Source organism: Pseudomonas sp., from assembly GCF_051660785.1.
GTDB lineage: Bacteria > Pseudomonadota > Gammaproteobacteria > Pseudomonadales > Pseudomonadaceae > Aquipseudomonas.
In genome coordinates this window covers 1-26,252 of sequence record NZ_JBOFQE010000062.1, presented here as the reverse complement: position 1 = coordinate 26,252, position 26,252 = coordinate 1, and the positions used below count along the sequence as shown (strand labels likewise).

18 protein-coding genes and 1 pseudogene are annotated in these 26,252 nt (G+C 60.0%); 6 read left to right on the top strand and 13 right to left on the bottom strand.

All coding sequences use genetic code 11. The features are described 5' to 3' along the window. Positions 1 to 25 precede the first annotated feature (25 nt). From ACRC4F_RS17480 to ACRC4F_RS17455, 6 genes are read right to left on the bottom strand one after another with little or no spacing between them, the layout of a single operon-like run. Positions 26 to 1,705, bottom strand: coding sequence for an AMP-binding protein (locus ACRC4F_RS17480; protein ID WP_438660477.1), 1,680 nt, complete (start codon positions 1,703 to 1,705; stop codon positions 26 to 28). Next, positions 1,702 to 2,247: a hypothetical protein gene (locus tag ACRC4F_RS17475; protein ID WP_438660476.1), complete on the bottom strand. Its 546-nt coding sequence runs from the start codon at positions 2,245 to 2,247 to the stop codon at positions 1,702 to 1,704. Before ACRC4F_RS17475 ends, ACRC4F_RS17480 begins: the two co-directional genes overlap by 4 nt. Continuing rightward, a complete protein-coding gene (locus ACRC4F_RS17470) occupies positions 2,244 to 2,498 on the bottom strand; it encodes an acyl carrier protein (protein WP_007992314.1) in 255 nt (84 codons plus the stop codon). The genes ACRC4F_RS17475 and ACRC4F_RS17470 overlap by 4 nt, the downstream gene beginning before the upstream one ends. A gap of 9 nt (positions 2,499 to 2,507) precedes the next feature. After that, a complete protein-coding gene (locus ACRC4F_RS17465; protein ID WP_438660475.1) occupies positions 2,508 to 2,768 on the bottom strand; it encodes a phosphopantetheine-binding protein in 261 nt (86 codons plus the stop codon). Further along, positions 2,749 to 3,558, bottom strand: coding sequence for a lysophospholipid acyltransferase family protein (locus tag ACRC4F_RS17460; RefSeq protein ID WP_438660474.1), 810 nt, complete (start codon positions 3,556 to 3,558; stop codon positions 2,749 to 2,751). The genes ACRC4F_RS17465 and ACRC4F_RS17460 overlap by 20 nt, the downstream gene beginning before the upstream one ends. Further along, the gene (locus ACRC4F_RS17455; protein WP_438660473.1) at positions 3,534 to 4,259 is read right to left on the bottom strand and encodes a beta-ketoacyl synthase chain length factor; all 726 of its coding nucleotides are present in this window, start codon (positions 4,257 to 4,259) and stop codon (positions 3,534 to 3,536) included. Before ACRC4F_RS17455 ends, ACRC4F_RS17460 begins: the two co-directional genes overlap by 25 nt. A gap of 354 nt (positions 4,260 to 4,613) precedes the next feature. Here ACRC4F_RS17455 and ACRC4F_RS17450 point away from each other — a divergent pair, with 354 nt between their 5' ends. After that, positions 4,614 to 5,384 (top strand): ParA family protein, encoded by a 771-nt coding sequence (locus ACRC4F_RS17450; protein ID WP_438660472.1) that lies wholly within the window; start codon positions 4,614 to 4,616, stop codon positions 5,382 to 5,384. Between the two features lie 69 nt (positions 5,385 to 5,453). Here ACRC4F_RS17450 and trxC read toward each other — a convergent pair whose 3' ends face one another. The 5 genes from trxC to ACRC4F_RS17425 all read right to left on the bottom strand — a co-directional run bounded on the left by trxC (position 5,454) and on the right by ACRC4F_RS17425 (position 15,007). Next, positions 5,454 to 5,888 (bottom strand): thioredoxin TrxC, encoded by a 435-nt coding sequence (trxC, locus tag ACRC4F_RS17445; RefSeq protein WP_438660471.1) that lies wholly within the window; start codon positions 5,886 to 5,888, stop codon positions 5,454 to 5,456. Positions 5,889 to 6,290: 402 nt separating this feature from the next. After that, positions 6,291 to 7,754, bottom strand: coding sequence for a protein adenylyltransferase SelO (selO, locus tag ACRC4F_RS17440; protein WP_438660470.1), 1,464 nt, complete (start codon positions 7,752 to 7,754; stop codon positions 6,291 to 6,293). A 48-nt stretch (positions 7,755 to 7,802) separates the two neighbouring features. Continuing rightward, a complete protein-coding gene (gene mscK, locus ACRC4F_RS17435) occupies positions 7,803 to 11,153 on the bottom strand; it encodes a mechanosensitive channel MscK (protein WP_438660469.1) in 3,351 nt (1,116 codons plus the stop codon). A 34-nt stretch (positions 11,154 to 11,187) separates the two neighbouring features. Continuing rightward, complete coding sequence (locus tag ACRC4F_RS17430) at positions 11,188 to 12,930, bottom strand: potassium/proton antiporter (RefSeq protein WP_438660468.1); 1,743 nt, start codon at positions 12,928 to 12,930, stop codon at positions 11,188 to 11,190. Between the two features lie 451 nt (positions 12,931 to 13,381). Next, on the bottom strand, positions 13,382 to 15,007 hold the full coding sequence (locus tag ACRC4F_RS17425) for a methyl-accepting chemotaxis protein (RefSeq protein ID WP_438660467.1): 1,626 nt from the start codon (positions 15,005 to 15,007) through the stop codon (positions 13,382 to 13,384). Between the two features lie 275 nt (positions 15,008 to 15,282). Between ACRC4F_RS17425 and ACRC4F_RS17420 the strand changes: the two genes are divergently transcribed. The 4 genes and pseudogenes from ACRC4F_RS17420 (at position 15,283) to ACRC4F_RS17405 (ending at position 17,850) form a co-directional block, all read left to right on the top strand. Continuing rightward, complete coding sequence (locus ACRC4F_RS17420; RefSeq protein WP_438660466.1) at positions 15,283 to 15,513, top strand: hypothetical protein; 231 nt, start codon at positions 15,283 to 15,285, stop codon at positions 15,511 to 15,513. Next, on the top strand, positions 15,510 to 15,812 hold the full coding sequence (locus tag ACRC4F_RS17415) for a cell division protein ZapA (RefSeq protein ID WP_010464343.1): 303 nt from the start codon (positions 15,510 to 15,512) through the stop codon (positions 15,810 to 15,812). Before ACRC4F_RS17420 ends, ACRC4F_RS17415 begins: the two co-directional genes overlap by 4 nt. Positions 15,813 to 15,912: 100 nt before the next feature. After that, positions 15,913 to 16,986, top strand: a pseudogene (locus ACRC4F_RS17410) (HAMP domain-containing protein); the annotation flags it as partial. A gap of 18 nt (positions 16,987 to 17,004) precedes the next feature. After that, positions 17,005 to 17,850, top strand: a complete 846-nt coding sequence (locus ACRC4F_RS17405) for a methyl-accepting chemotaxis protein (protein WP_438660503.1) — start codon at positions 17,005 to 17,007, stop codon at positions 17,848 to 17,850. Positions 17,851 to 18,096: 246 nt separating this feature from the next. Here the strand turns inward: ACRC4F_RS17405 and ACRC4F_RS17400 are convergent, their stop codons facing one another. Together ACRC4F_RS17400 and putA are read right to left on the bottom strand one after the other, a co-directional pair. After that, a complete protein-coding gene (locus ACRC4F_RS17400; RefSeq protein WP_438660465.1) occupies positions 18,097 to 19,899 on the bottom strand; it encodes an acyl-CoA dehydrogenase in 1,803 nt (600 codons plus the stop codon). Positions 19,900 to 20,158: 259 nt separating this feature from the next. Continuing rightward, positions 20,159 to 24,109 carry a trifunctional transcriptional regulator/proline dehydrogenase/L-glutamate gamma-semialdehyde dehydrogenase gene (putA, locus tag ACRC4F_RS17395; protein WP_438660464.1) on the bottom strand — a complete coding sequence of 1,317 codons (3,951 nt, stop codon included), beginning with the start codon at positions 24,107 to 24,109 and terminating at the stop codon, positions 20,159 to 20,161. A gap of 463 nt (positions 24,110 to 24,572) precedes the next feature. Between putA and putP the strand changes: the two genes are divergently transcribed. Further along, entirely contained in the window at positions 24,573 to 26,057 is a 1,485-nt protein-coding gene (putP, locus tag ACRC4F_RS17390; protein WP_438660463.1) for a sodium/proline symporter PutP, read from the top strand. Positions 26,058 to 26,252: the final 195 nt, after the last annotated feature.

The following is a 26,252-nucleotide window of genomic DNA, read 5'->3' as shown; positions in this document are numbered from 1 at the left end:
ATTGAGTGCGCAGCACTCACCAAGATTATGCATGCGCCGGCTCCAGCAAAATCCGCCCACTGGAGCAGGTCGCGGTTTCATTGCGGTAGGCGAAATACAATTTGCCGCGTTCCGGATCGAAGCGCAGGTGCAGCTGGACTTCATCGCCCGGGCGCACCAGTTGCTGGAACTTAAGCACTTCCATGCCGGCGAATCTGGCCGGCAAGTCCATCAATTGTTGACCGAGACTCAAGGCCCAATCCACCTGCACCACGCCAGGCAGCACCGGCGTTTGCGGGAAGTGACCGCTGAAGTAGGCGAGGTCCGGCGGAACGGCCAGTTGCAGGCTCCATTCGCCATCGACTTCGACCTGCTCCAACACTTCCGGTGCCTTGGGGCGGGGGGCCAGCAGCAAGGCTTCAACGTCGGCCTGAGGCAGTTTGCCTTGAGGGTTCAGGGGCAATTGCCGCAGCAATCGCCAGCGTCGTGGCAGAGCCAGGGCTTCGCAATGCTGGCTCAGGTGCTGACGCAATTCTTGAGTAAGGGTGCGTCGGCCCTGATTGCGCAGGGCATGCAGCCCCGCGTCCGTCAGCACCAGCAGCGCGCCCAGCGAGGCGCGGTTTTCCTGGACCACTCCGAGGCGCGCGTCGGCGACCCAGTCATGGTTCATCAGGGCCTTTTCCAGCATTGGCAGCGAGATACGTTTTTCTTCCAGCTTGACGATCCGGTCCAGCCGTCCGAGCAATTGGAATCGGCCATTGGCGGCGATTCTGGCGGCGTCAGCGGTGTGTTCGATATGGCCTGCGGGCAAGTAGGGAGAGGCGATCAGCAGGGCGCCCTCGCGGTCCTGACTCAGCACGACGCCAGCAAACGGCTGCCAGAGATCGTGACCCTGACGCCAGGCGATGCCGCCGGTTTCCGAGCTGCCGAGGATTTCCGTCGGCCATTGTTGCAGGCGTTCGTGAAGGCTTTGCGCCGCCTCGGCCGGTAGCGCGCCACCGGAAGAAAACACCCGGCAAACCGCACTCAAGGCCGGCCAGTCGAGGTTGTCGCCCATGCGCTTGAGCAGCGCCGGGCTGGCGACCCACGCGAACACCGGATGTTCGCGACTGGCGCGCTGCAAGTCCTCCGGAAAGGCCAGTTGCTTGCGCACGAACGGGCGCCCGGCGCACAGCGGCCACAGCACCCGAAACAGCAAACCGTAGATGTGCTGGGTGGCGACGCTGCCAATGATGCACGCCGGACCCAGGTCGGCACCCCAGAGCTGTTCCAGCGCCTGGACTTCATTGGCGATCTGGCGCAGGGTTTTGTCGATGCGCTTGGGTTCGCCGCTGGAGCCGGACGTACACAGGCTTAGCTGGCAGGCATCCAGATCCAGTGCCGCGGGGGACATGGGTGCATGCCGATAATCGGTGAGGTGCGCGTCATCGGCCTGATCGGTCAGCCACAGATCGACTTCGCTCGACCAGCGTTGGCGAGTCTGCGCTTGCAGGTCGGCAGGCAGCAGTACGCTGACCCCGGCACGCCAGGCGCCGAGCAGGGCAATCGCCAGTTCAGCGGCGTCTTCAAGGTGCACGGCAATGCGTTGCACGCCCTGGGATTGCAGGCCGGCCGCGAGGCTCAACGCCTGTTCGCACAGCTGTGCGTGATTCAACGCCGGTTCGGCCGTCACGGCACGCTCCGGCTGAGCCTTGAGCAACAGCTGCTCAAGTGTTATCCAATTCATGGGTGGCCTCGTACCCGTTGTCGTATGAGCCATTCAATGGCAAACAGCAGGCCCATCAATCCATAGGAAATCAGGCCGGTGTACAACATCCACCAACTCAGCGGCGCCCACAGGGTCAGGGCGGCGGCGAGCAAGCCGTTACAGAGGAAAAACACACACCAGACGATGGTCACCTGGCGGGTGTAGACAATCGCCCTGGCCGGCAAGTGCGGTTCACGCAGACGCGCCAGGCGTTCCACCATCGGTGGCCCGACTTTCAGGCTCAGGCCAAACAGCCCGAGCATGAACGCGCTGATCAACACCGGATACCAACGCAGCAACAACGGACTGTCGAACAGCGCCAGCAACAGGCAAAAGCCAATCGCGGTGAGCGCCATCCACAGGCTGCCGGGGCGACGCGCACCGAGCAGCGCCCGCGCCAGCCACAGGCTGCCCAGCAGCAGACCGAACTGCCACGGAGCAAAGTGTTCCATGCCGAAATACACCGCAAAGGGGTACAACAGGCCCGCCAGTAGCAGGCCGAGGCCGATCAGTCGACTCATGCGGCCGGTTGAACCAGACGGTAGACCGCCTCGACCACGTCGCTGACGGTGCGCACCGATTTGAATTCTTCGGCGGCGATTTTCTTGCCGGTCTGACGCTTGATGTGATCAATCAGGTCGACAGCGTCGATGCTATCGATTTCCAGGTCCTGATACAGATTGGATTCGAGGCTCACGCGCTCAGGGTCCAGCTCGAAGAGTTCGACCAAGGCATCGCGCAGGGTGTTGAAAATGTCATCACGAGTTTGCATGGTCCGGTCTCAAGCTGCCTGTTTTGCGGTGACGAACGCCGCAAGGCTCGCCACGTTGCTGAAGTGATTACGGGTGTCCTTGGCGTCGGCGTCGATTTTGATGCCGTATTTTTTCTGGATCGCCAGGCCGAGTTCCAGGGCGTCTACCGAGTCCAGGCCCAGACCTTCGCCGAACAGGGTCTGGTCGTCGCCGATGTCGTCGACGGTGATGTCTTCGAGACCCAAGGAGTCGATGATCAGCAGTTTGATGTCACGGTGTAGATCGCTCATCTTCGGCGAGCTCCTTAATAAAGTAAGAATGCAAATAATCGTTGAGCTTGCGCGAAGCCTGAGGCGCAGGGCCACACGCGGCAAAGGCTTGTGGGTCTATATCGGCCCCCACACGGAAACTGAAGTGCACGCGGCGTTTCGGGATGCGGTACCAGGGTTCGGCCTTGGTCAAAGTAGTCGGACTGACCTTGATGATCACCGGGGTCAGGATTTTCGCACCACGCAGGGCAATTGCCGCACCGCCCCGATGAAAGGCCGGCGGTTCGCCTGGCTGGGTGCGAGTGCCTTCGGGAAAGATGATCAGGGTCTGCCCACTTTTCAGTGCGTCAGCCGCGGCGTCGAGCATGTCCATGCTGCCGTCGTTGCTGATGTATTCGGTGCAGCGTAGCGGACCGCGGGTGAAGGGGTTCTCCCAGAGGCTTTTCTTGACCACGCAGTTGGTGTGACGCACCAGCCCGATCAGGAACACCACGTCGATCAGCGACGGGTGATTGGCCATGATCATCTGGCCCGGGCGACCTAGTTTCTCCGCGCCCTGGATGTCGTAGGTCAGTACGCCGGTACGGGCCATGAACCGGACAAAAAACCAGAAGCAGCGACTGACGGTTTTCCGTGCCCGTAGCCGGTGAGTCTGGGCATCGCCGGGCAGGCAGTTCAGCAACGGAAAAACCACCAGTCGCAGGCACAGCCCGCCCAACCCGAACAGGGTGAAGCTTGCGGCGGTCGCCAGCAGACGCCAGTAATAGGCGTCGCGGTTCTTTTCGGTTACAGGTTGCGTTGCCAGGTCCATACACGATTTTTCCAGGCATGTTGGCAGGTGGTCTGCTGGCCGAGCAGGGTACGCAAGAGATTCAGGGCATGGGGCCAGTGGGCGTTGGACAACGCATCCGAAGTGCTGTTCAGGGACAGCTGCCAGTCGGTGCCCGGGGTCAGCAAAAGACCGACGGCATAAGGGAAAGGCACGTCGTCGATCCAGGCCGAGTAGGCCTCGGGCGGTGTTTCTTCAGTGACGATCAGCAGTACGGCGGGCGCGCCTTCGGCAAGCAGAGCCGCAGCCTCTAGCATGCCGTGTTCAAGGCCGTCACCGGCGGCAGCGAGGGCGGTCATTTCGCTGGTTTCACCGCGCATGATCGACCACAGGCCAATGACCGCGTTGTGAACCGACAAGCTGAATTGCGTCGGTGACAACGGCTGTTCTGCTGCCAGATCGCGCAGGATTTCGAACGTGCGGGGTGTTTCGCCATGGCGGGAAATAAAGACCAACGGTAGGTCCTGCCGACCATCGGCCAGGGGCCACCCCACGCTGAATGCCATCCGCGCCAGACGGCTGAGCCGCCGGCGCTGCATGGCCGGCAGAAAAGACACATCGGGGGCGGCATCGCTGCTCTGAAGCACGACCGGCTGTCGGCTCCAGGCCTGCCAATCGTCCACGCTTTCGAGCCCAGGGGCCCAGGCGCGCCATTGGGCGATGTTGAAATTGATCACAGGCATTCATCCCGCCCCTGCGGGCTTTCTTGACGCGGCGAGTCGTAAAACGCGCGACCACCTTACGTGACGCATAGCGCCGAGTGGCGCGCATTATCCCGTTGCGACGGGCGTGTAGCAAATGATGGTTACATTTTGCTCAATCAAATGTACTGGTTGGTCCGTGGGGAGCTGTCGTTTGGCCATTATCCACATCGTGGCGAGCAAATCTGTCGGCTTCGTTAGCGATCAATGGCGGAGTTCTCAGTTTTTTTATTAAGAGATTGCCGCTGACTGTGTAGTCCCCGTGCCGACGAGGTAGCTAAGCAGCGCCGTGGACTACTACACTCGGTCATTCTTTGATACACGGAGGTTTTTCACATGCGGCGCGTGGTGTTCAATCAGAAAGGTGGCGTGGGCAAATCCAGCATTGCCTGCAATCTGGCGGCGGTCAGCGCCAGCGAGGGTTATCGCACTCTGTTGGTGGATCTCGATGCCCAGGCCAACTCCACTCAGTACCTGACAGGGCTCACCGGGGAAGACATCCCGATGGGTATCGCCGACTTCTTCAAGCAAACCCTGTCCTCCGGGCCGTTCTCGAAAAAAAACCAGGTCGATATCTACGAAACGCCGTTCGACAACCTCCACGTCATCACCGCGACCGCCGAGTTGGCTGATCTGCAGCCCAAACTTGAGGCCAAACACAAGATCAACAAGCTGCGCAAATTGCTTGAGGAACTGGGGGAGGATTACGACCGCATCTACCTTGATACCCCGCCAGCGCTGAACTTCTATGCGGTATCGGCACTGATTGCCGCTGACCGGGTGCTGATCCCCTTCGACTGCGACAGCTTCTCGCGCCAGGCGCTGTACGGCCTGCTGGCGGAAATCGAAGAATTGAAGGATGACCACAACGAAGGCCTGGAAGTCGAAGGCATCGTGGTCAATCAGTTCCAGGCCCGCGCCAGCCTGCCGCAGCAAATCCTCGACGAGTTGATCGCCGAAGGTTTGCCGGTATTGCCGGTGTACCTGACCAGCTCGGTGCGCATGCGCGAATCTCACCAGGCCAATACACCGCTGATCCACCTCGACCCGCGGCACAAGCTGACGCAGCAATTCGTCGAGCTGCATAACCTGCTCGAAAACGCCTGATTATTGCAAACGACACCGAGTCCATGTGGGAGCGAGCAGGCTCGCTCCCACATGGAATTTGCGGTGTTCTTAGATCCCCTGGCTACGCAACCAGCTCATCAACTGCGGTAACGGAAACGCCCCGCTCTGACGCGCCACTTCCCGGCCGTTCCTGAACAGAATCAAACTCGGAATCGAGCGAATCCCCAACTGCGCCGACAATTGCTGATTCGCCTCGCTGTCCAGTTTCGCCAGCCGACATTTCCCCGCCAATTGCCCCGCCGCCTGCTCGAACACCGGCGCAAACGACTTGCACGGCCCGCACCACTCCGCCCACACGTCCACCAGCAGCGGCAGATCGCCCTTGATCTGGCTGGCGTAATCGCCTTGCTTCAACTCGAACGGTTTGTTCAGCAGGACCTCGGCCTTGCAGCGGCCGCACTTTGGGTGATCGTTGAGGCGCTCGGCGGGGATGCGGTTGAGGCCGTTGCAGTGAGGGCAGGGGATGAGGAGTGGTTCGGTCATGGTCGGAGCTCTGATTTCGGCGGTCTATGAAGCAGATCTGGAGTCGATGATGGTTTATATCAAGACAGTGATGTGTAGGCTTTAACCTTCTTAAGTTGCGGATAAGGCCTACGCATACTGGCGTCCATACTGATTTACGGCGAAAGGTTTGGCTTTTAGTCTTTCGCGACAGCTTCGAACTCGCAATTTCATTTTGGAGTCCTTCGTATCAATGACAGTTAAATCCCATAAGCGTTTTTCAATCTCAGAGCTTTTATCGAACACTGAGTGCATTGAAACTCTAAATGTAAATACTGCACTGACGCGAAACGGAGGCTTTGTGGGGCATGAAGATGTCTGGCGTGATTTAAGGTTGGATCGACACGAGAAACAAGAATGTTTCAAACGCGACGCCTTGGGTGATCACGACGAACAACTGATCTCCAAATGCTTCCCCCACTCCGGCGGCCGCTCGGCGTAGCTCTCCATCCCCGCTTGCTCGTCGAACGGATTGCTCAGCACCGCGTGCAGTCGCCGAACCTCTGAGTAATCGCCGCTCTCTGCTGCATCGATGGCTTTCTGCGCCAGATAGTTGCGCAGGATGTACAGCGGATTGACCGCGTGCATCCGCTTGCGGCGTTGTTCCTGATCAACCTCACCTTCACGAGCCACGCGGGCGACATACAGTTCGGCCCAGGCATCGAAACCCTTGATGTCGACGAAGTCGTCGCGCAATCGGGCGACGGCCAGTTCGGGGGATTCATCCCCCAGGCGGCGGAAGAACAGTGTGTAATCGACGCCGCTGTTCTGCATCAGTTGCAGCAGGTGCTCCAGCAGTTTCTGGTCATCGTCTTCGGCCGTGGTGAAACCGAGGCGGCGACGCATCAGGTCCAGGTAGTGAGCCTGATACAGCGGAAAGTACAGGCCGAGGGTTTCGCGCAGGGCGTCGACGCTAATGAACGGCGTCAGGGCCTGGGCGAGGGCGCTGAGGTTCCACTGGCCGATCGGCACCTGATTGCTGAAGGAATAGCGGCCCTGGTCATCCGAGTGGTTGCAGATGAAGTGGGCGTCGAAATCGTCGAGGAAGGCGAACGGGCCGAAATCGAAAGTGATGCCGAGGATCGACATGTTGTCGGTATTCATCACGCCGTGGCAGAAGCCATAGGCCTGCCATTTGGCGATCAGCTCGGCATTGCGCTCGACGATTTCGCGGAACATCGCCAGATAGGGTTCCGGCTGTTCCAGGCACTCGGGGAAATGCATGGCCAATACGTGCTCGCCGAGTTCTTTCTGCTTCTCGGGGCGCTTGGTGTAGTAGAAATATTCGAAATGCCCGAAACGCACATGGCTCGGCGCCATGCGCAGGACCATGGCTGCGCGTTCCTGTTTCTCGCGCCACACCGGAGTGTCGGAGCCGATCACGCACAGGGCGCGGGTGGTCGGGATGTTCAGGGCATTCAGCGCTTCGGACGCGAGAAACTCGCGGATCGACGAACGCAGAACCGCGCGTCCATCGCCCATGCGCGAAAAGGGTGTCTGTCCGGCGCCCTTGAGGTGCAGATCCCAATGTTCGCCGGCCTTGTTGTAGACCTCACCCAGCAACAAACCGCGACCATCGCCCAACTGCGGGTTGTAGGAACCGAACTGATGCCCGGAATAGACCATCGCCCGAGGCACCGCGTCGGCCCAGAGCTTGTGGCCGCTGAACAACTCGGCGAACTCCGGGGTGTGCGCCACGGCCGGGTCGAGGTCGAGCAGCGCCATGGCGGCAGGGCTGGCCACCACCAGACGCGGGTTGTCGATGGGCTCGGGCAGCACATGGGCGGAAAACGTATCGCCCAGGCGGGCGAAGCGATTATCGAAGGTCAGTTCGTCGAGGGCTTTCAACGGCCATCTCCAGCAGAATGTCCGAGCATTCTGCTAGGGATAGGACAGTTAGTCGAGCTTGGCGGGCGGTGGCTGCAGGGGCGACTTGCCATCCACGAGCGGCACGATGGTTTTGGCTTCCGGTTCGATCGGCACCATTTTGTATTCCTGGCCGTGAAGATTCTTGAGGTAAACCTCCATCTGCCGGAACGAAATGTTGATGTGCTGCTTCTTGAACTCGCGATTGATGAAGCGGTTGACCTCGTCGAGCACCGGGTTGCGGTCACCGAGGTCGCGCACGTGCATGCGCAACTCGTGGTCGAGGGTGCTTTCGCCGAAGTTCAGGAAGTACACATGGGGTTCCGGGTCTTTCAGGACGCGCGGGTTGTCACGAGCGGCCTTGAGCAGAAGCTCTTTCACCAGGTCCAGGTCCGAACCGTAGTCGACGCCGAGCTTGAGGGTCACCCGGGTAATGGTGTCGGTCAGGGACCAGTTGATCAGTTGTCCGGTGATGAACGTCTTGTTCGGGACAATGATGTCCTTGCGGTCGAAGTCGGTGATGGTCGTGGCGCGGATGCGGATCTTGCTGACCGTGCCCGACAGGTTGCCGATGGTGATCGTGTCCCCGATCCGCACCGGACGCTCGAACAGAATCATGATGCCGGAGATGAAGTTCGCGAAGATCTCCTGCATCCCGAAACCGAGACCGACCGACAGCGCCGCCACCAGCCATTGCAACTTGTCCCAGCTCACGCCGAGGGTGGACAGGGTCGAGACGAAACCGACGCCGGCAATCACGTAGGACAGCAACGTGGTGGTGGCATAGGCGCTGCCCTGCGCCAGGTTCAGTTTGGACAGCACCAATACTTCCAGAAGACCGGGCAAGTTGCGTGCGAGCGCGAAGGTGATGCCGATGATGATCAGCGCGCCGAGCATGTCGCCGATGCTGATCGGCACCATGCTCATGTTGGCGCCGGTGCCGCTTGTGTATTCGTAAAGGGTGATGTTGTCGAGGTACGAGAACACCGAGATCAGATCGGACCAGACCCAGTACAACGCCGCGATGAAACCGCCCAGCAGTGCCAGACGGATCAGGCGCAAGGACTGTTCGTTGACCTTCTCGATGTCCAGCGTCGGTTCTTCGATTACCGCTTCGCCGTCGCCCGCCTCCTTGGCGGCCTGACGTTTGGCCAGGGCGCGCTGGTAGGCCAGGCGTCGTGCTGCAACGCTGAGACCACGAACGAAAGTCGCTTCGATCACCAGCCAGAACATCAGCAGGTAAAGGGTGTTGATCAACCGGTCACTGAGCTTAAGCGCGGTGTAGTAGTAGCCGAAGCACACGGCGACGAACAACGCGACGGGCAGGACGGTGAACATGATCCCGACGGCTTTACGGAACAACGATGCGTTCTGGTGCGTCGGACTGCTGATCAGCAGGCGACTGAGCAGCCAGGCCATCAAGGCGTAGCAGGTCAGCACCACCGGCATGCCAAGCACGTCATCGGCCAGCGTCGAGGGTTGCAGTTCGGCAACCGCCACCACGGCGACCAAGGCCATCACCACCAGCCCAAGCCTGCGGACCCAGCCCTGAAGAAATTCGACCTGAGGTTTTTCCCAGCGGAAATGCAGCTCAGCCACGCCACCCGGTGCGAGGGTTCGGTAAGCGGTGTAGAACACCAGCCAGGCCTGGGCCATTTGCAGCAGCGCTGCGCCCATGTTGGCGTTCTGGCCGCGGGCGTCGATCTGCAAGGCCAGGCCGCACAAGGCCAGGCCCAGTGAGACCGGCATCGCCAGCAGGATATTGATCAGGATCGCCTGCGGCGTGTGCCACTGGCTGTCACGCTTGAAGTGGCCGATGTCCTGGTGAACCTTGTTCAGTCGGGCATACAAGCTCTTGCGCCGCCACAGCAGGGCGCCGATCAGCAACGCCAGCGGCAGGAACAGCAGCGGCCGCTGGGTCAGGCCATCACTCAGTTCGCTCAGGCTGGAAGCCCACGGCAGCGTAGTGACCTGACGTTCCAGACGCTCCGGCACGGCGCGCATCCATTCCAGGTCCAGCGGTTTGTTGCTGGGGATCCAGAACATCTGCTCATCAAGGGTCGCCCGCAGGCTTTGCGCGGTGCTGAGCAGTTGTTTCTGGTTCAGTTGCAGGGTGATGGATTCGTTGAGTACCGCACTCAGTTCGCGGTTCAGGCGCTCCAGCAGGTCCGCGCGGGTGGTGGCCAGTTCCAGCAGGCTCTTGCGCAGCTGCGGGGTGACTTGCTCCGGCGGTTGGGTGGACAGCAGGTTGTCGACATAGGTCGCGGGATTGCTGAGCAATTCCCGTTGTTGGCTCACTTCAAACTGGTACAGGCGAATATCGGCGATCTGGTCTGCCAGGTCGCGGTCGAGCTTGAGACGCGGCAGCGACTGTTTCTGTTTATAGAGAATCTTGGACAGCAGCAGGCTGCCCTTGAGTACGTTGATTTGTTCGTCCAGCGCCGAATCGCTTTGGGTCACGTTGTCCAGCTGCTGTTTGGTCTGCAGGTTCTGCTGGGTGACTTCATTGAGGCGGTCAGTGCTTTTGAGCAGGTAGTCCGAGAGCTTCAGGTTGGCCGCGCTTTCGGTGGCCAGCAGCGCGCTGCCGCCGGACTTCTGCGCTTCAATGGACTGCTGCGTCACCGTCTCCTGAGACTGCGCCAGGCGCTTCTGGTTGATCAGGGTTTGCAGCTCCTGGATTTCCTGATCCAGGCGATCGGACTTTTCGGTCAGCAAGTCGTGCTGGCTGTTACCCAGATCCTGCAGCTGGTTGTTGCCAGCCAGTTCCTGGCGACGTAGCGGAATCAACGCATTGAGTGCCGCGAGCTCGGCATTGAGCAGGTCACGTTGTTCGCCGCTCAAGGTCTTGCCGGCGTCCTTGCCGGCCTTGAGGATGTTGTTGATCTGTTGAATGCGTGTCTGGCTGGCGGAAATTTCGGCCTGTGCGCGCTCGGGGCGGGTCTGAGCGGTAATCACCAGGCTGTTGGCATCGGCCAGCGCCTTCTGCAAGTCGCTTTGCTGGGTCGAACGCTCGGTGAGCATTTGCTCAAGCTGCTGGATCGACTGATTGGCATAGCGTTGCGGCACCGGCGGCATTCTGGAGGCTTTGAGTTTGGCCAGCTCACGCTGATTCTCGATGTTCTGCTTGGGCGCGGTGGCCAACTGCTGCTTGAGTGCGACCAGCTTTTGTTCGTAATCACGCTGGTTGCCGAGCTGCGTCAGCGTGCTTTGCAGGACGGACTGCAGAGCCTTCTGATCCGCTTCCGGCAGTTTGCGATCGGCGATCTTGTCCAGACTCGCCTGCACGGCTTCGCTGGTCGGCGGTTCGGCCGCTTGCAAGGTACCGACAGAAAGACTCAAGCCCAGCAGGGCCATGATGAAAAAAGTGCGCAGGGTTGACATAGAGACCGATCGAAAACGAGACGAAGTGTGGAGTTTAGAGGAACAAGCCCGGACCGGGGCGACTTCCTTCGGGGAATCTGACGCCCACTTTGCCGATCTTGTTCCCCTCCATGACCGCGACGGTCCAGATGGTGTTGTTCCACTCCACCTGGTCACCGACGACGGGAGCACCGCCGACTTTCTGGGCAATGAAATGGCCCAGGGACATGTCCGGATCGATGCCTTCGACCTTCAACCCGTACAGCGCCGCAACCGCGGCCAGCTGGGCATCTCCTTCGAGTACGAAGTCGCCGAAAAAGCGCAGATCGAGGCCGCGTTGCGGTGCCTGACTGAAGAGTTTTCCGAGCGCTGGAAGGTTGTGTTCATGGCCGATAACACACAGCAAATCATCGACTTCGAGCACCGTACTACCCGACGGATGGAGCAGTTGCTGGCCACGAAACAGCGCGGCGATACGCGTGCCTTCGGGCATTTTCAGCTCGCGAAGGGGCGAACCGATGCACCATTTCTCGGCACCGAGGCGATAAACGAACAACTCCCACTCGCTGGTGACGTGCACTTCCAGCGCCGAGCGCGAGATTGGTGCCGGCTCCGGCGGGACGGTCACTTTCAAAAGCTTCGCCACCCACGGCAGGCTCGTGCCCTGTACCAGCAGCGACACCAACACGATAAAGAACGCGAGGTTGAAGTAGAGCTGCGCATTCGGCAGGCCGGCCATCAGCGGGAACACCGCCAGAATGATCGGGACTGCGCCGCGTAAGCCAACCCAGGAGATAAATGCCTTTTCGCGGCCATGGAATGCTTTGAACGGCAGCAGGCCGACCAGCACCGACAGCGGCCGCGCAAACAGAATCATCCACAATGCCAAACCCAGAGCGGGCAGGGCGATGGGCAGCAGGTCATGAGGCGTCACCAGCAGTCCCAGCACCAGGAACATGCCGATCTGAGCGAGCCAGGCCATGCCGTCGAGCATGTGCAGAATGCCGTGACGGCTACGCACCGGGCGATTGCCGATGACCAGACCGCAGAGGTAAACCGCCAGGAAGCCACTGCCGTGCAGGGCGTTGGTCAGGGCGAACACCGCGAGGCCGCCGGCAATCACCAGAATCGGATAGAGGCCGTTGGCCAGGTTGATCCGGTTGACCAGTTGCAGCATGACCCAGCCACCGCCGAGGCCGATGACGGCACCGATGCCAAACTCGCGCACGAAGTGCGAGAGCAGGTTCCAGTGCAGGCCGGTCTGGCCGCTGGCGAGCATGTCGATCAGGGTAACGGTGAGAAACACCGCCATCGGGTCGTTACTGCCGGATTCGATTTCGAGGCTGGCGGTGACCCGTTCGTTCAGGCCTTTGCCGCCCAGCAGCGAGAACACCGCCGCGGCGTCGGTCGAACCTACGATGGCGCCGATCAGCAGGCCCTGGATGATGTTCAGGTTGAACAGCCAGGCGGCGACCAGGCCGGTCAGGGCAGTCGTAATCAATACCCCGACGGTGGCCAGCGACAGTGCGGGCCAAAGCGCCACGCGGAAACTCGAGACCCGGGTACGCAAGCCGCCATCGAGCAGGATCACCGCCAGTGCGAGGTTGCCGACCAGATAAGCCGTAGGGTAGTTATCAAAGATAATGCCGCCGCCATCGACGCCGGCGGCCATGCCCACGGCCAGGATAATCACCAGAATCGGGATGCCGAGGCGGGACGAAAGTGAGCTCACCAGAATGCTCGCACCCACCAGCAACGCGCCGATCAAGAACAGGCTGTTGATGGTCGTCGCATTCAAAGGCAGTACTCCAGAAAGCTGAAAGGCGGGCACAAACTGACCATGCAGTCTGCGTGCCAGCGATTCTAACCTGTTGAAATGTGATGCTGTCAAAAAGGTTTTGACGGTGTGGTGTTCAGATTTTTTGTTCGGCTTGCGATCGGCCCCCTCACCCTAACCCTCTCCCCGAGGGGCGAGGGGACTGACCGAGGTGTTTGTTCTAAATACTGCGACCTGAGATATCGAGCCGAACTCAGGTTCTGAACAGCATGAAGATCGGCTCCCTTTCCCCCTCTCCCCGAGGGGCGAGGGAACTGACCGAAGTGTATGTGCGAAATATTGCGACCTGAGATATCGATGTCGAGCCGAACCCAGGTTCTGAATAGCATGAAGATCGGCTCCCTTTCCCCCTCTCCCCTTTGGGGAGAGGGCTGGGGTGAGGGGTGGCTCTTGAAAGCCCCCCAAATCCCGATCAGAGGCTAAACCGCCCAACCATGTTGTTCAGGTCCAGCGCCAATCGCGACAATTCATTACTCGCCGCACTCGTCTGATTCGCCCCGGTCGCCGATTGCACCGACAAATCACGAATGTTCACCAGGTTGCGATCTACTTCACGGGCGACCTGTGCCTGTTCTTCCGCCGCGCTGGCGATCACCAGGTTGCGCTCGTTGATCTCGACGATGGCGCTGTTGATGGTGTCCAGCGACAGACCTGCACCACGGGCGATGTTCAAGGTTGATTCGGCGCGTTCGGTGCTGTTGCGCATCGAATCCACCGCGTGTTCGGTGCCGCTCTGGATGCTGCCGATCATGCGTTCGATTTCGCTGGTCGACTGCTGGGTGCGATGCGCCAGTGCACGAACCTCATCCGCTACCACCGCGAAACCCCGTCCGGCTTCACCGGCCCGTGCGGCTTCAATCGCTGCGTTCAACGCCAGCAGGTTGGTCTGGTCAGCCAGGCCGCGAATCACGTCCAGCACCTTGCCGATGTCACGGGACTCATTGGCCAGATCGCCAATCAAGGTCGCCGTGCTCTGCACATCGGCGCTCATGCGTTCGATGGCGCTGACGGTTTCCTGCACCAGGTCACGACCGTCGCCGGCCGAGGTGGTGGCGTTCTTCGAGGCTTCGGAAGTGCTCACCGCGTTGCGCGCGACTTCTTCCACGGCGCTGGTCATTTCATTGACAGCGGTGGCGGCCTGTTCGATTTCGTTGTTCTGCTGGGTCAAGCCACGGGCGCTTTCGTCGGTGACACTGTTCAGCTCTTCAGCGGCGGAGGCCAGTTGCGTGGCCGAGCCGGAAATCCGCTGCAGGGTGTCGCGCAGCTTGTCCTGCATCTTCGACATGGCCAGCAGCAAGCGGCCGGCTTCGTCTTCGCCATCGACATGGATCGGGCGAGTCAGATTGCCCTCGGCGATTTCTTCAGCCGCGCTCAGGGCGTTGGCAATCGGCTTGGTGATGCTGTTGGTCAACAACCAGGCGAACAGCAAGGTCAGGCCGCTGGCAATGACCAGTAAGGTGATCACCAGATTGAGCGAGGTCGAATACTGCTCACCGGCACGGGTGTCGGTGGCTTCAATCTGTTGCGTGTTGATCTCAAGCAACTTGGCGAGGGCCGAGTTGACGGCCTCGGAATTGGACAGCAGTTCGCTGTTGAGCATCGAGCGCAGTTCGTCGACCTGATTGTTGCGCGACAGCGTCTTCATCCGGTCTTCGAGTTGGCGGTATTGCGCCAGCAACTGCACGTATTGATCGTAGGCGGCGCGCTCTTGCGGGCCGTTGATCAGCGGTTCGTAGACCTTCTGAGCGTCGCGAATCTGCTGATTTCGCAGTTCGAACAGATCGAAGGTCTTCTGTTGTACGTCCGGTTCACGGTTGACCAGCAAACGGTAGGACAGCACCCGCAGGCGCAGGGTCAATTGGGTAAATTCGTCCAGGCTCTTGATGCTCGGCACACTCATGGAGGCGATGTCTTCGCCGGCACCGCGAATCTTGCTCATCTGGTTCAAGGCAAACACGCCCAGAACCAGCATCAAACCGCCAATCAGGGCGAAACCGAGGAACGCCCGCGGTGCGATATTCATATTACGAAGGGACATGCTGTTTACCAAAGTGGACGCACCCGTGCGGCGCTGAAGCTGACGTATGAGTGACTTATCGGTCATACAACTAAAGTCTTGAGCGCCTGCGCGGTTTTGTCGCAGAGGGCCCCCGGCGACGAAGTGCAGGAACCAGATCCGCCAATCACAGTCTTTAAAGCTCGCGAGGAAGGTCGCCCGCCAGGAAAATCAAGGCCTTGCGCCTGAATAACCCTGGCATCCGTGGTGACTTTTCTTTATCGTACGCGCCCCTTGAAAATGCTTGGAAAATCAAAATGTTGGAAGCATCCCTAAGCCAATTGGAACAGCTTGTCAGCGATCTGGTGCAACAGAACCAGACCTTGCTCGCCACCAACCAGACCCTGAACGCAGAACTGGCCCAGGCCAAGGATGAAAACGAAAGCCTGCAACTGAACCTGATGGAGCAGGAAGAGAAACAAGGCGCCACCGCGGCCCGCATTCAGGCCCTGGTTGAGCGCGTCAGCGCCGGCCCGGTCAGCGCATGAATCACGGCGCCGCAGGGGTAAAAGTCGTCTCGATCTTGGGGGAGGACTATTCGATCAAGGCGCCGGCCGGGGAAGAGCAAACCCTGCTGGACGCCGCAATGATGTTGAAAGCTGCCTTGGCCGACACTAAACGGAAGTATCCGACGCTGATCGGTGATCGACTGCTGGTGCTGGCCGCGATGAATCTGTGTTCCCAGCAGATTGAAATGCAGAAGCAGCACAAGCAGGAACTCGACCGTTACCAAGAGCAAGTCAGCGCCACGGTTGAAGTGATCTCCAAGACGATCAATCAGGCTTGATCGGCTTTGCGCACAACCAAAGAATAGATTGTCGGTTGAGTTGTATACAATCGGCACGGCTGTTGCAGTGTTTCAGCCTCTTATTCTTTGGGGGTGCTCCATGCAGTTCTGGCGACGCAGTATTCAATGGCAGTTGATCCTCAGCATGGGCACCGCCCTGCTGGTCAGCATCCTGATCGTGGTTGGCATTTATACCCTCGTGGTCAACCGTCTCGCCCAGAGCTATCTGGTCGAACAGGCACTGCCGTCGAGCATCGAAGCGATGCGCAACGACATCGAACGAATCCTCGTTCAACCTCTTACCGCCGCGAAGGACATCGCCAGCAACAGCATGGTGCGCGACTGGCTGGCCGGGGGTGAAAACAGTGCCCAGACCGATGCGTTTGTGCAGTATCTGGAAGGCATTCGTGCTGAACACAAAGCCTTCACCGCCCTGATAGTTGGCACCGCTTCAAACCATTACTTCACTGAAAAAGGCCTGGACCGGACCCTTAGCCGCTCCAATCCCAAGGACGCCTGGTTCTACGCATTCCTCGACAGCAATCAGCCGCGCACCCTCAATATCGACAATGACACCGCGACCGGAGAATTGGCGCTGTTCATCGACCTCAAGGTCGAGCAGGCCGGCAAAGTCGTGGGCGTTGCCGGGCTTGGGTTGAGCATGAAAGAGCTGTCAGAGCTGATCCACAATTTCAACTTCGGTGAGCGCGGCAAGGTCTATCTCGTGCGTTCCGACGGTTTGATCCAGGTTCATCCCGAGGCGCAATTCAGTGGCAAACGCACCTTGGCCGAGCAGATCGGCGCCCCTGCGGCGCAAGCCGTGATGGGCCAAAAAACTGCCACCAACAGCAGCTTTGTCCGCGACGGCGAAGATTATCTGGCGTTGAGCCTGCCGTTGCGGGATCTGGGCTGGACCCTGGTGGCCGAAGTGCCACAGTCACAGATCTATGCCGAGGCCCGTCGCGCGATGTGGATGAGCAGCGGCATTGGTCTGGCGGTGGCGCTGGTGTGCCTGTTGCTGGTGGTTTTGCTGGCGCGCGGGTTGGTGCGGCCGATCCGTCAGGTAACAGCGGCGCTGGTAGCCATCGGTAGCGGTGGGGGAGATTTGACCCACCGGTTAGATTCCAGTCGCGCCGATGAGCTGGGTGATCTGGCGCGCGGCTTCAATCGATTCCTCGACAGTCAGCGCGAAATGATTGGCGAAGTGCTGACCACCAGTGAGCGCTTGCGCACCGCCGTCGGCCAGGTCGCGCGGGTGGTGGATAACACCGCCGAACGTTCGGGTCGTCAGCAGGAAATGACCGACATGGTCGCCACGGCAGTGCACGAGATGGGCCTGACCGTGCAGGAAATCGCCCAGAACGCCGGTAACGCAGCCGTTGCGTCTCAGAATGCTCGCGATGAAGCGATGCAGGCGCGTGAGGTTGTGGGCGGTTCGATCCGCCATATAGAAAGCATGTCCGATGAAATCGGCATCGCGGCGGGTGCTGTGGGCGAACTGGCCAATCAGGTGGCGTCGATCGATCAAGTACTGGCGGTGATTCGCGGAATTTCCGAGCAGACCAATTTGCTGGCACTGAACGCCGCCATCGAAGCCGCGCGGGCCGGGGACATGGGGCGTGGTTTTGCGGTGGTGGCGGACGAAGTGCGCACGTTGGCGCGACGCACTCAGGCGTCCACCGACGAGATTCAGCAGATGATCGGCAGCCTCAAGCAGGGCGCGGAGAATGCGGTTTCATCCATGCATTCCGGGCAGGCTGCGACGGGGACAGGGGTTGAGTCGAGCCAGCGTACCGGTGCGTCGTTGACGGCGATTACCGGGCAGGTCGAGCGTATCAGCGACATGAACCATCAGGTGGCGACGGCGACGGAAGAGCAATCGGCGGTGACGGAAGAGATCAACCGCAATGTGCAGGGGATTTCCGATCTGGCCCGGGCGACGGCGGGGGAAGTGAGAGCATGCCGTGAGGATTGCCAGACGCTGCAGCGGTTGGCGGATGATTTGGCGCGGCAGATGGGTGGGTTTCGGTTGAAGTGAGGTTTTGTGGTGTGTCGGTTAGGGCTGCCCCTCACCCTAACCCTCCCGAAACGTCGGACCGCCCCAAGGGGTAGAGGGGACTGACCGAGTTGTTCTTCGAATTACATCGACCTGAAAAACCGAGTCGAGCTCAGGTTCTGAAAACTATGCAGATCGGCCCCCTTTCCCCCTCTCCCCACTGGGGAGAGGGCTGGGGTGAGGGGTGGATTTGATGCCTGGTGAAAAACTTCGCCTCACCCTCCATTATCAAAACCACTCATCCTGCATTCCCAGACACACATCATCCCGAGCCTCAAGAATCGCCAGCTCATGGTGACAACCCGGCACTTCCCACGTCAGGAAATACCGCGCCGCCTGCAGCTTGCCCTTATAAAAGCTCACATCCGCCGCATTCCCCTTGGCCAACCCTTCCTCCGCACGGATCGCCTGCTCCAGCCAGCGCCAGCCAATCACCGTGTGCCCGAACACCTTCAGGTACAACGCCGAGTTCGCCAGGCTGCTGTTGACCTTGCCTTGCCCCAGATCCGTCAGCAAACCGATGGTCACTGCTTGCAGACGTGCAACCAGTTTTTCCAGCGGTTCACGCAACGCGGTCAACGATTCATGCGCCTGCGCCCGTTCGGCGGTGTTGGCAATCAAACGGATCAATTGCTTGAGCCCCGCCCCACCGTTCTGCGCCAGTTTGCGTCCCAGCAAGTCCAGCGACTGAATGCCGTGGGTGCCCTCATGGATCGGGTTCAAACGGTTGTCGCGGTAATACTGTTCCACCGGGTACTCACGGGTATAACCGTGGCCACCGAGGATCTGGATCGCCAGTTCGTTGGCCTTCAGGCAAAACTCCGACGGCCAGGATTTGACGATCGGTGTCAGCAAATCCAGTAGCTCATGAGCCTGCTTGCGCTGCTCTTCAGTCTCCAGCGTGGTGGTGTCATCGAACAGCCGCGCTGCGTAGAGCCCAAGGTCGAACGAGCCTTCGACATAGGCTTTCTGCGTCAGCAACATGCGTTTGACGTCAGCGTGCTGAATGATCGCCACTGGCGCGGTGTTGGGGTCCTTGCTATCCGGCACGCGACCCTGCGGACGCTCGCGAGCGTACTCCAGGGAATACAGATACCCGGCGTAACCGAGCATCACCGCGCCCATGCCGACACCGATCCGCGCCTCGTTCATCATCTGGAACATGTAGCTCAAACCGTGGTGCGGCTTGCCCACCAGGTAGCCGACGCACTCACCGTTATCGCCGAAGTTCAGCGCCGTAGAGGTGGTGCCGCGCCAGCCCATCTTGTGGAACAGGCCCGCCAACAGCACGTCGTTGCGCTTGCCGAGGCTGCCGTCATCGTTGACCAGGAACTTGGGCACGATAAACAGCGAAATACCTTTCACCCCGGCCGGTGCGTCCGGCAACTTGGCCAGCACCATGTGCACGATATTTTCCGACAGCGGGTGATCGCCGCCGGAGATGAAAATCTTGTTGCCCTTAAGTCGCCAGGTGCCGTCAGACGCAGGCTCGGCGCGTGTACGAATATCCGACAGCGACGAACCCGCGTGAGGCTCGGTCAGCGCCATGGTGCCGAAGAAGCGTCCGTCAATCATCGGTTGCAGGAAGCGCTGCTTTTGCTCGTCGGTGCCGAAGCTTTCGATCAGGTTCGCCGCGCCCATGGTCAAAAAGGGGTACGAGGTCGACGCCGCGTTGGCCGACTGGAAATGCGCGAAGCAGGCTTGAGACAACAGTGTAGGAAGTTGCATGCCGCCTGCGTCGAAACTGCGCGCGGCGTTGAGGAAGCCGGCTTCGAGAAACGCATCCACTGCCGGTTTCACTTCCGGTATCAGAATCGCCTGACCGTTCTCGTAGCGCGGTTCGTTCTCGTCGTTCTTGCGGTTGTGCGGGGCGAAGAACTTCTCGGCGACGCTGCGGGCCGTGCCGATGGCGGCATCGAAGGTTTCGCGGTTGTGCTCGGCGAAACGCTCACGCTGGGTCAGGCCTTCGGCATCGAGGACTTCGTACAGCTCGAAAGCCAGATTGCGGGAACTGAGCAACGTCTCGGACATGTCGGCCTACCTTTTTTTGGAATGAACCGAGTCTAGGCGTGGGAATAAAGGCTGAACAGGATGATTGATGAGCGTGATGGTAGTGCAGAGCGACGACTTAGCAGACGCCACAAAACAACTGTGGGAGCGAGCCTGCTCGCGATAGCGGCTGCACATCCAAAAAAGATGTGACTGATAGACCGCTATCGCGAACAGGCTCGCTCCCACAGTGGGTGTTGCGCTCCGGACGTCCATTGCGGATGCCCAGAGATCTTACGGTTTAGCCGATCGTCATCAAGCTCGCATTACCACCCGCCGCAGCAGTGTTAACGCTCAACGCCCGCTCAATCACCAGACGCTCCAGCGCAATGCTGGTCTCGCCTTGCGACAGACCATGAACCCCGACAATCGCCCCGGCACGCTTGGCCACTTGCTGGCACACCGCACGCAACTGATCGGAATGGCCATGATGCAGAACCGCATCAAACACCACTTCGTCCTTGCCCCAGTCGGCAACCAGTTTGATCTTCGCCTGAATGTCCTTCGGCAGGCGTGCGAACAGTGCCTTGGTCAATTCAGCTTCCGGCCACACCGCCGAACCGCCGACAGCCAGTACCGCCGCCAGTTGAGTCAGCAAATCACCTTCGACTTCCGCCAGGCACAGCACGTGCTCACGCGGCAGGATGGCGTAGCTGTTGCGCTCGCCGGTCGGGCCTGCCAGCTGACGAGTGATCCCACTTTGCGATTGCGCCGCGAACTGCACACACAGGGTGCTCAGGTCAGCGAACTTGTTGCTGTCGGCCCAGGCTTTCAGCGCGGTCAGCGGTTTGCTCATGGCGTCACGCAGACGAACGTCCGGTGCTGCGATGGCGTCACCGCGAGCGAAGGATTGTTCGATCGCATCGGTAGGACGGGTCGACAGCAGACGGTACAGGTACAGCGGGCCACCGGCTTTCGGGCCAGTACCCGACAGGCCTTCGCCGCCGAACGGTTGCACGCCGACCACGGCACCGACAATGTTGCGGTTCACGTAGACGTTACCGGCGTTGACGTTGTCGATGACCTTGGCGATGGTTTCGTCGATCCGGGTGTGCACACCCAGCGTCAGGCCGTAGCCGGAAGCGTTGATCTGACCGATCAGCAGGTCAATGTCTTTGCGCTTGTAGCGAACCACGTGCAGCACCGGGCCGAAGATCTCCCGTTGCAGCTCGTCGAAGCTCTCCAGTTCGATCAGCGTCGGCATCACGAAGGTGCCGCGTTTGACTTCTTCGCTGTTGGCGATCGCCACCTGGTACACATTGCGACCTTTGTCGCGCATGGCCTGGATGTGCTTTTCGATGCCGGCTTTGGCATCAGCGTCGATCACCGGGCCGATGTCCACGGACAGGCGCTCAGGGTTGCCGAGACGGCATTCAGCCATGGCGCCCTTGAGCATTTCGATGACACGGTCAGCGGAATCTTCCTGCAAGCACAGCACACGCAGTGCCGAGCAACGTTGACCGGCGCTGTCGAAGGCCGACGACACAACGTCGATCACAACCTGTTCGGTAAGTGCCGAGGAGTCGACGATCATCGCGTTCTGGCCGCCGGTTTCGGCGATCAGCGGAATCGGGCGACCCTGTGCATCCAGGCGACCGGCGACATTGCGTTGCAGCAGACGAGCGACTTCGGTGGAGCCGGTAAACATCACGCCTTTGACCCGATCGTCGCCGACCAGACGGGCGCCGACGGTTTCGCCACGGCCCGGCAGCAGTTGCAGCACGCCTTCCGGAATCCCGGCTTCGATCATCAAGCGCACGGCTTGAGCAGCGACCAGCGGGGTTTGTTCCGCAGGCTTGGCCAGTACCGGGTTACCGGCAGCCAGTGCCGCAGCGACTTGACCACTGAAAATCGCCAGCGGGAAGTTCCACGGGCTGATGCAGACCACCGGGCCCAGTGGGCGGTGGGCGTCGTTGGTGAAATCGTTGCGTGCCTGCACTGCGTAGTAACGCAGGAAGTCCACGGCTTCACGCACTTCGGCGATAGCGTTGGCGAAGGTCTTGCCGGCTTCCCGAGCCAGCAGGCCCATCAACGGCTGGATCTCGCCTTCCATCAAATCGGCGGCACGTTCCAGAATCGCAGCGCGTTCGGCCGGCGGGGTGGCCTGCCAGATCGGTGCAGCCTTCAGGGCGCATTGGATCGCGTTGTCGACGTCTTCAACGGTCGCTTCCTGTACATGGCCAACCACGTCACGCAGATCGGACGGGTTGAGCACTGGCGCAGGCGTTTCAGTGCTGGAGGCGCAACCAAGCTTCGGCGCGGCTTTCCAGTGGTTGTGAGCAGTGGCCAGCAAAGCGCAGGACAAGGAAGCCAGACGATGTTCGTTGGCCATGTCGATGCCGCTGGAGTTGGCGCGCTCGGCACCATAAAGATCACGCGGCAGCGGGATACGCGGGTGCGGCAGGCCGAAGCCGCCTTCCAGCGTCGCCATCTGCTCGATGCTGGCCACTGGATCGGCCACCAGCTCCTGGATCGAAATGGACTGGTCGGCGATACGGTTGACGAACGAGGTATTCGCACCGTTTTCCAGCAGACGACGTACGAGGTACGCCAGCAATGTTTCGTGAGTGCCGACCGGTGCGTACACGCGGCACGGACGGTTCAACTTGCCTTCGGAAACTTTGCCTACAACCTGTTCGTACAGTGGTTCGCCCATGCCGTGCAGGCACTGGAACTCGTACTGACCGGGGTAATAGTTCTGACCGGCGATATGGTAAATGGCCGACAGGGTGTGGGCGTTGTGCGTGGCGAATTGCGGGTAGATGACTTCCGGCACCGACAGCAGCTTGCGGGCGCAGGCGATGTAGGAAACGTCGGTGTACACCTTGCGGGTGTAGACCGGATAGCCTTCCAGGCCTTCGACCTGGGCGCGCTTGATTTCGCTGTCCCAGTACGCGCCTTTCACTAGACGGATCATCAGGCGATGACGGCTGCGGCGAGCCAGGTCGATCACGTAGTCGATCACGTACGGGCAACGCTTCTGGTAAGCCTGGATCACGAAACCGATGCCGTTCCAGCCAGTCAGTTGTGGCTCGAAGCACAGGCGCTCGAGCAAATCCAGCGACAGCTCGAGGCGGTCGGCTTCTTCGGCGTCAATGTTCAGGCCGATGTCGTACTGCTTGGCCAGCAAGGTCAGCGACAGGAGGCGCGGGTACAACTCGTCCATCACACGCTCGTACTGCGCGCGGCTGTAACGCGGGTGCAGTGCCGAGAGCTTGATGGAAATGCCCGGGCCTTCATAAATCCCACGACCGTGGGATGCTTTGCCGATCGAATGAATGGCTTGTTCGTACGAGGCCAGGTATTTCTGGGCATCATGCTCGGTGAGTGCGGCTTCACCCAGCATGTCGTAGGAATAGCGGAAGCCCTTGGCTTCGAACTTGCTCGCATTGGCCAGGGCTTCGGCGATGGTTTCGCCGGTGACGAACTGCTCGCCCATCAGGCGCATGGCCATGTCCACGCCCTTGCGGATCATCGGCTCGCCGCTCTTGCCGATGATGCGGCTCAGGGACGAAGTCAGGCCGGCTTCGTTGTGGGTGGCGACCAGTTTGCCGGTCAGCAACAAGCCCCAAGTGGCGGCGTTGACGAACAGCGACGGGCTGTTGCCCAAGTGCGGGTGCCAGTTGCCGGTGCTGATCTTGTCGCGGATCAGCGCGTCGCGGGTGCCTTTGTCCGGGATGCGCAGCAGCGCTTCGGCGAGGCACATCAGCGCTACGCCTTCCTGGGACGACAGGGAAAATTCCTGCAACAGACCCTGAACAATCCCGGCACGGCCGCCGGCGCTCTTCTGATTGCGCAGTTTTTCGGCAATCGAGGAGGCGAGCTTGTTGGTGGCTTCGGCCATCGCTGCAGGCAGGCGTGCCTGTTCGATCAGCATCGGCACCACTTCAGGTTCCGGGCGACGGTAAGCGGCGGTAATCGAGGCGCGCAGTACCGATTGCGGCAGGATGCTTTCGGCGAATTCGAGGAAGCACTGGTGGACATGATCCAGAGGCGCATCGACGACGTCGTCGGAATCCTTGGTCATACCGTTCAGCTCGGTCAGGGTTGCACCACCCTCGAGTTTTTCCAGGTAATTGAAAATTGCCTGCTTGATCAGCCAGTGTGGCGTGCGATCAATCGAGGTCGCGGCCGCCTTGAGGCGCTCGCGGGTCGGGTCATCAAGTTTGACCCCAAGGGTGGTGGTAGCCATATTTTTATCCTCATGTTTGCCACGACCGCGTGGCATCAGCTGGCCGCAAGATTAGCTGGGCAACCTTTGAGGTGCAACCGGGTGCAACCCTTTTTTTATCGGAATAATAAGCAGCTCGTCAGGAAATAATTTCCGGTACGAACGTACCGCTCCTGCTTGGTGCTTTTAATTCTAGTAAAACGCCGCGACTGCCCTAAAAGGGAGCAAAAACGGGGCTTTTTCAGGTAAATCCGACTAGGTGCAACTTATTCTCAAGAAATGGGTTGCACCTTATTTGCGTTGTTGAATAGGATTCGCGCCCAAGGTGCAACCGGTCAAAAAGACAGGTGTGCCGGCTGATGGCTTTCCTGGGGAAACATCAGTCATAAATGCGCGGGATCCACAATCGTCTGCCAAACGTCGTCGTTTGCGAGCGGTTAACAAAAACCGCCGCTACATAAAAACAAAGCCAGGGCGTAACTTAATGAGCGTAAGCAATCCAACACTGATCACGTTCGTGATCTACATCGCAGCAATGGTGCTGATCGGCTTCATGGCCTATCGCTCCACCAACAACCTTTCTGACTACATTCTGGGCGGTCGCAGCCTGGGCAGCGTCGTGACTGCATTGTCCGCCGGCGCCTCCGACATGAGCGGCTGGTTGTTGATGGGCCTGCCGGGCGCCATCTACATGTCCGGTTTGTCCGAAAGCTGGATCGCCATCGGCCTGATCGTCGGTGCTTACCTGAACTGGCTGTTCGTCGCCGGCCGTCTGCGCGTGCAGACCGAGCACAACGGCGATGCTTTGACCCTTCCGGATTACTTCTCCAGCCGTTTTGAAGACAAAAGCGGCCTGCTGCGGATCATCTCTGCCGTCGTGATCCTGGTGTTCTTCACCATCTACTGCGCTTCCGGCATCGTGGCCGGCGCCCGTCTGTTCGAAAGCACCTTCGGCATGTCCTACGAGACTGCGCTGTGGGCCGGTGCTGCGGCGACGATTGCCTACACCTTCGTCGGCGGTTTCCTGGCAGTGAGCTGGACTGACACCGTACAAGCCACGCTGATGATCTTCGCCCTGTTGCTGACGCCGATCATCGTGCTGCTGGCCACTGGCGGCGTCGACACCACGTTCCTGGCCATCGAAGCGCAAGATCCAAGCAACTTCGACATGCTGAAAAATACTACCTTCATCGGCGTGATTTCGCTGATGGGCTGGGGCCTGGGCTACTTCGGCCAGCCGCACATCCTCGCGCGTTTCATGGCGGCGGATTCGGTCAAGTCGATCGCCAACGCTCGCCGTATCTCCATGACCTGGATGATCCTGTGCCTGGGCGGCACCGTCGCGGTAGGTTTCTTCGGTATCGCCTACTTCTCGGCGCACCCTGAAGTGGCCGGTCCTGTGACCGAAAACCACGAGCGCGTGTTCATCGAGCTGGCCAAAATCCTGTTCAACCCATGGATCGCCGGTGTACTGCTGTCGGCCATTCTGGCTGCCGTCATGAGCACCCTGAGCTGCCAGTTGCTGGTGTGCTCGAGCGCCCTGACCGAAGACTTCTACAAAACCTTCCTGCGTAAAAGCGCTTCCCAGGTGGAACTGGTCTGGGTCGGTCGTGCCATGGTGCTGCTGGTTGCCCTGATCGCCATCGCGTTGGCCGCTAACCCGGAAAACCGCGTGCTGGGTCTGGTCAGCTACGCCTGGGCCGGTTTCGGTGCTGCATTCGGTCCTGTTGTGCTGATCTCCGTGATCTGGAAAGACATGACCCGCAACGGCGCACTGGCCGGCATCCTGGTCGGCGCGATCACCGTGATCGTGTGGAAGCACTTCGAGCTGCTGGGCCTGTACGAAATCATCCCTGGTTTCATCTTCGCCAGCCTGGCGATCTACATCGTCAGCAAACTGGGCGCGCCAACTCAGGGCATGCTTCAGCGCTTCGCTGCTGCCGAGGCTGATTTCCGCCTGAACAAGTGATGGGGACGAGCTGAGGCTCTGACCTTTCGCCGAACATGAAAACGGCCCGCTTCCATTTGGAGGCGGGCCGTTTTTTTTGGCCTTCCGATTGTGAAGGGCGTGGCGCAGATCCCCTGTGGGAGCGAGCCTGCTCGCGATTGCGGTTGTTGATTCAACATTGATGTCGACTGACACACCGCAATCGCGAGCAGGCTC

Bases quoted from the DNA above. Each gene is read 5' to 3' on its own strand.
- mscK (WP_438660469.1), bottom strand. From the start codon at position 11,153: ATGTCAACCCTGCGCACTTTTTTCATCATGGCCCTGCTGGGCTTGAGT.
- ACRC4F_RS17475 (WP_438660476.1), bottom strand. From the start codon at position 2,247: ATGAGTCGACTGATCGGCCTCGGCCTGCTACTGGCGGGCCTGTTGTAC.
- ACRC4F_RS17455 (WP_438660473.1), bottom strand. From the start codon at position 4,259: ATGCCTGTGATCAATTTCAACATCGCCCAATGGCGCGCCTGGGCCCCT.
- ACRC4F_RS17480 (WP_438660477.1), bottom strand. From the start codon at position 1,705: ATGAATTGGATAACACTTGAGCAGCTGTTGCTCAAGGCTCAGCCGGAG.
- putA (WP_438660464.1), bottom strand. From the start codon at position 24,109: ATGGCTACCACCACCCTTGGGGTCAAACTTGATGACCCGACCCGCGAG.
- ACRC4F_RS17400 (WP_438660465.1), bottom strand. From the start codon at position 19,899: ATGTCCGAGACGTTGCTCAGTTCCCGCAATCTGGCTTTCGAGCTGTAC.
- trxC (WP_438660471.1), bottom strand. From the start codon at position 5,888: ATGACCGAACCACTCCTCATCCCCTGCCCTCACTGCAACGGCCTCAAC.
- ACRC4F_RS17405 (WP_438660503.1), top strand. From the start codon at position 17,005: ATGATTGGCGAAGTGCTGACCACCAGTGAGCGCTTGCGCACCGCCGTC.
- putP (WP_438660463.1), top strand. From the start codon at position 24,573: ATGAGCGTAAGCAATCCAACACTGATCACGTTCGTGATCTACATCGCA.
- ACRC4F_RS17470 (WP_007992314.1), bottom strand. From the start codon at position 2,498: ATGCAAACTCGTGATGACATTTTCAACACCCTGCGCGATGCCTTGGTC.
- ACRC4F_RS17415 (WP_010464343.1), top strand. From the start codon at position 15,510: ATGAATCACGGCGCCGCAGGGGTAAAAGTCGTCTCGATCTTGGGGGAG.
- ACRC4F_RS17450 (WP_438660472.1), top strand. From the start codon at position 4,614: ATGCGGCGCGTGGTGTTCAATCAGAAAGGTGGCGTGGGCAAATCCAGC.
- ACRC4F_RS17425 (WP_438660467.1), bottom strand. From the start codon at position 15,007: ATGTCCCTTCGTAATATGAATATCGCACCGCGGGCGTTCCTCGGTTTC.
- ACRC4F_RS17465 (WP_438660475.1), bottom strand. From the start codon at position 2,768: ATGAGCGATCTACACCGTGACATCAAACTGCTGATCATCGACTCCTTG.
- ACRC4F_RS17460 (WP_438660474.1), bottom strand. From the start codon at position 3,558: ATGGACCTGGCAACGCAACCTGTAACCGAAAAGAACCGCGACGCCTAT.
- ACRC4F_RS17420 (WP_438660466.1), top strand. From the start codon at position 15,283: ATGTTGGAAGCATCCCTAAGCCAATTGGAACAGCTTGTCAGCGATCTG.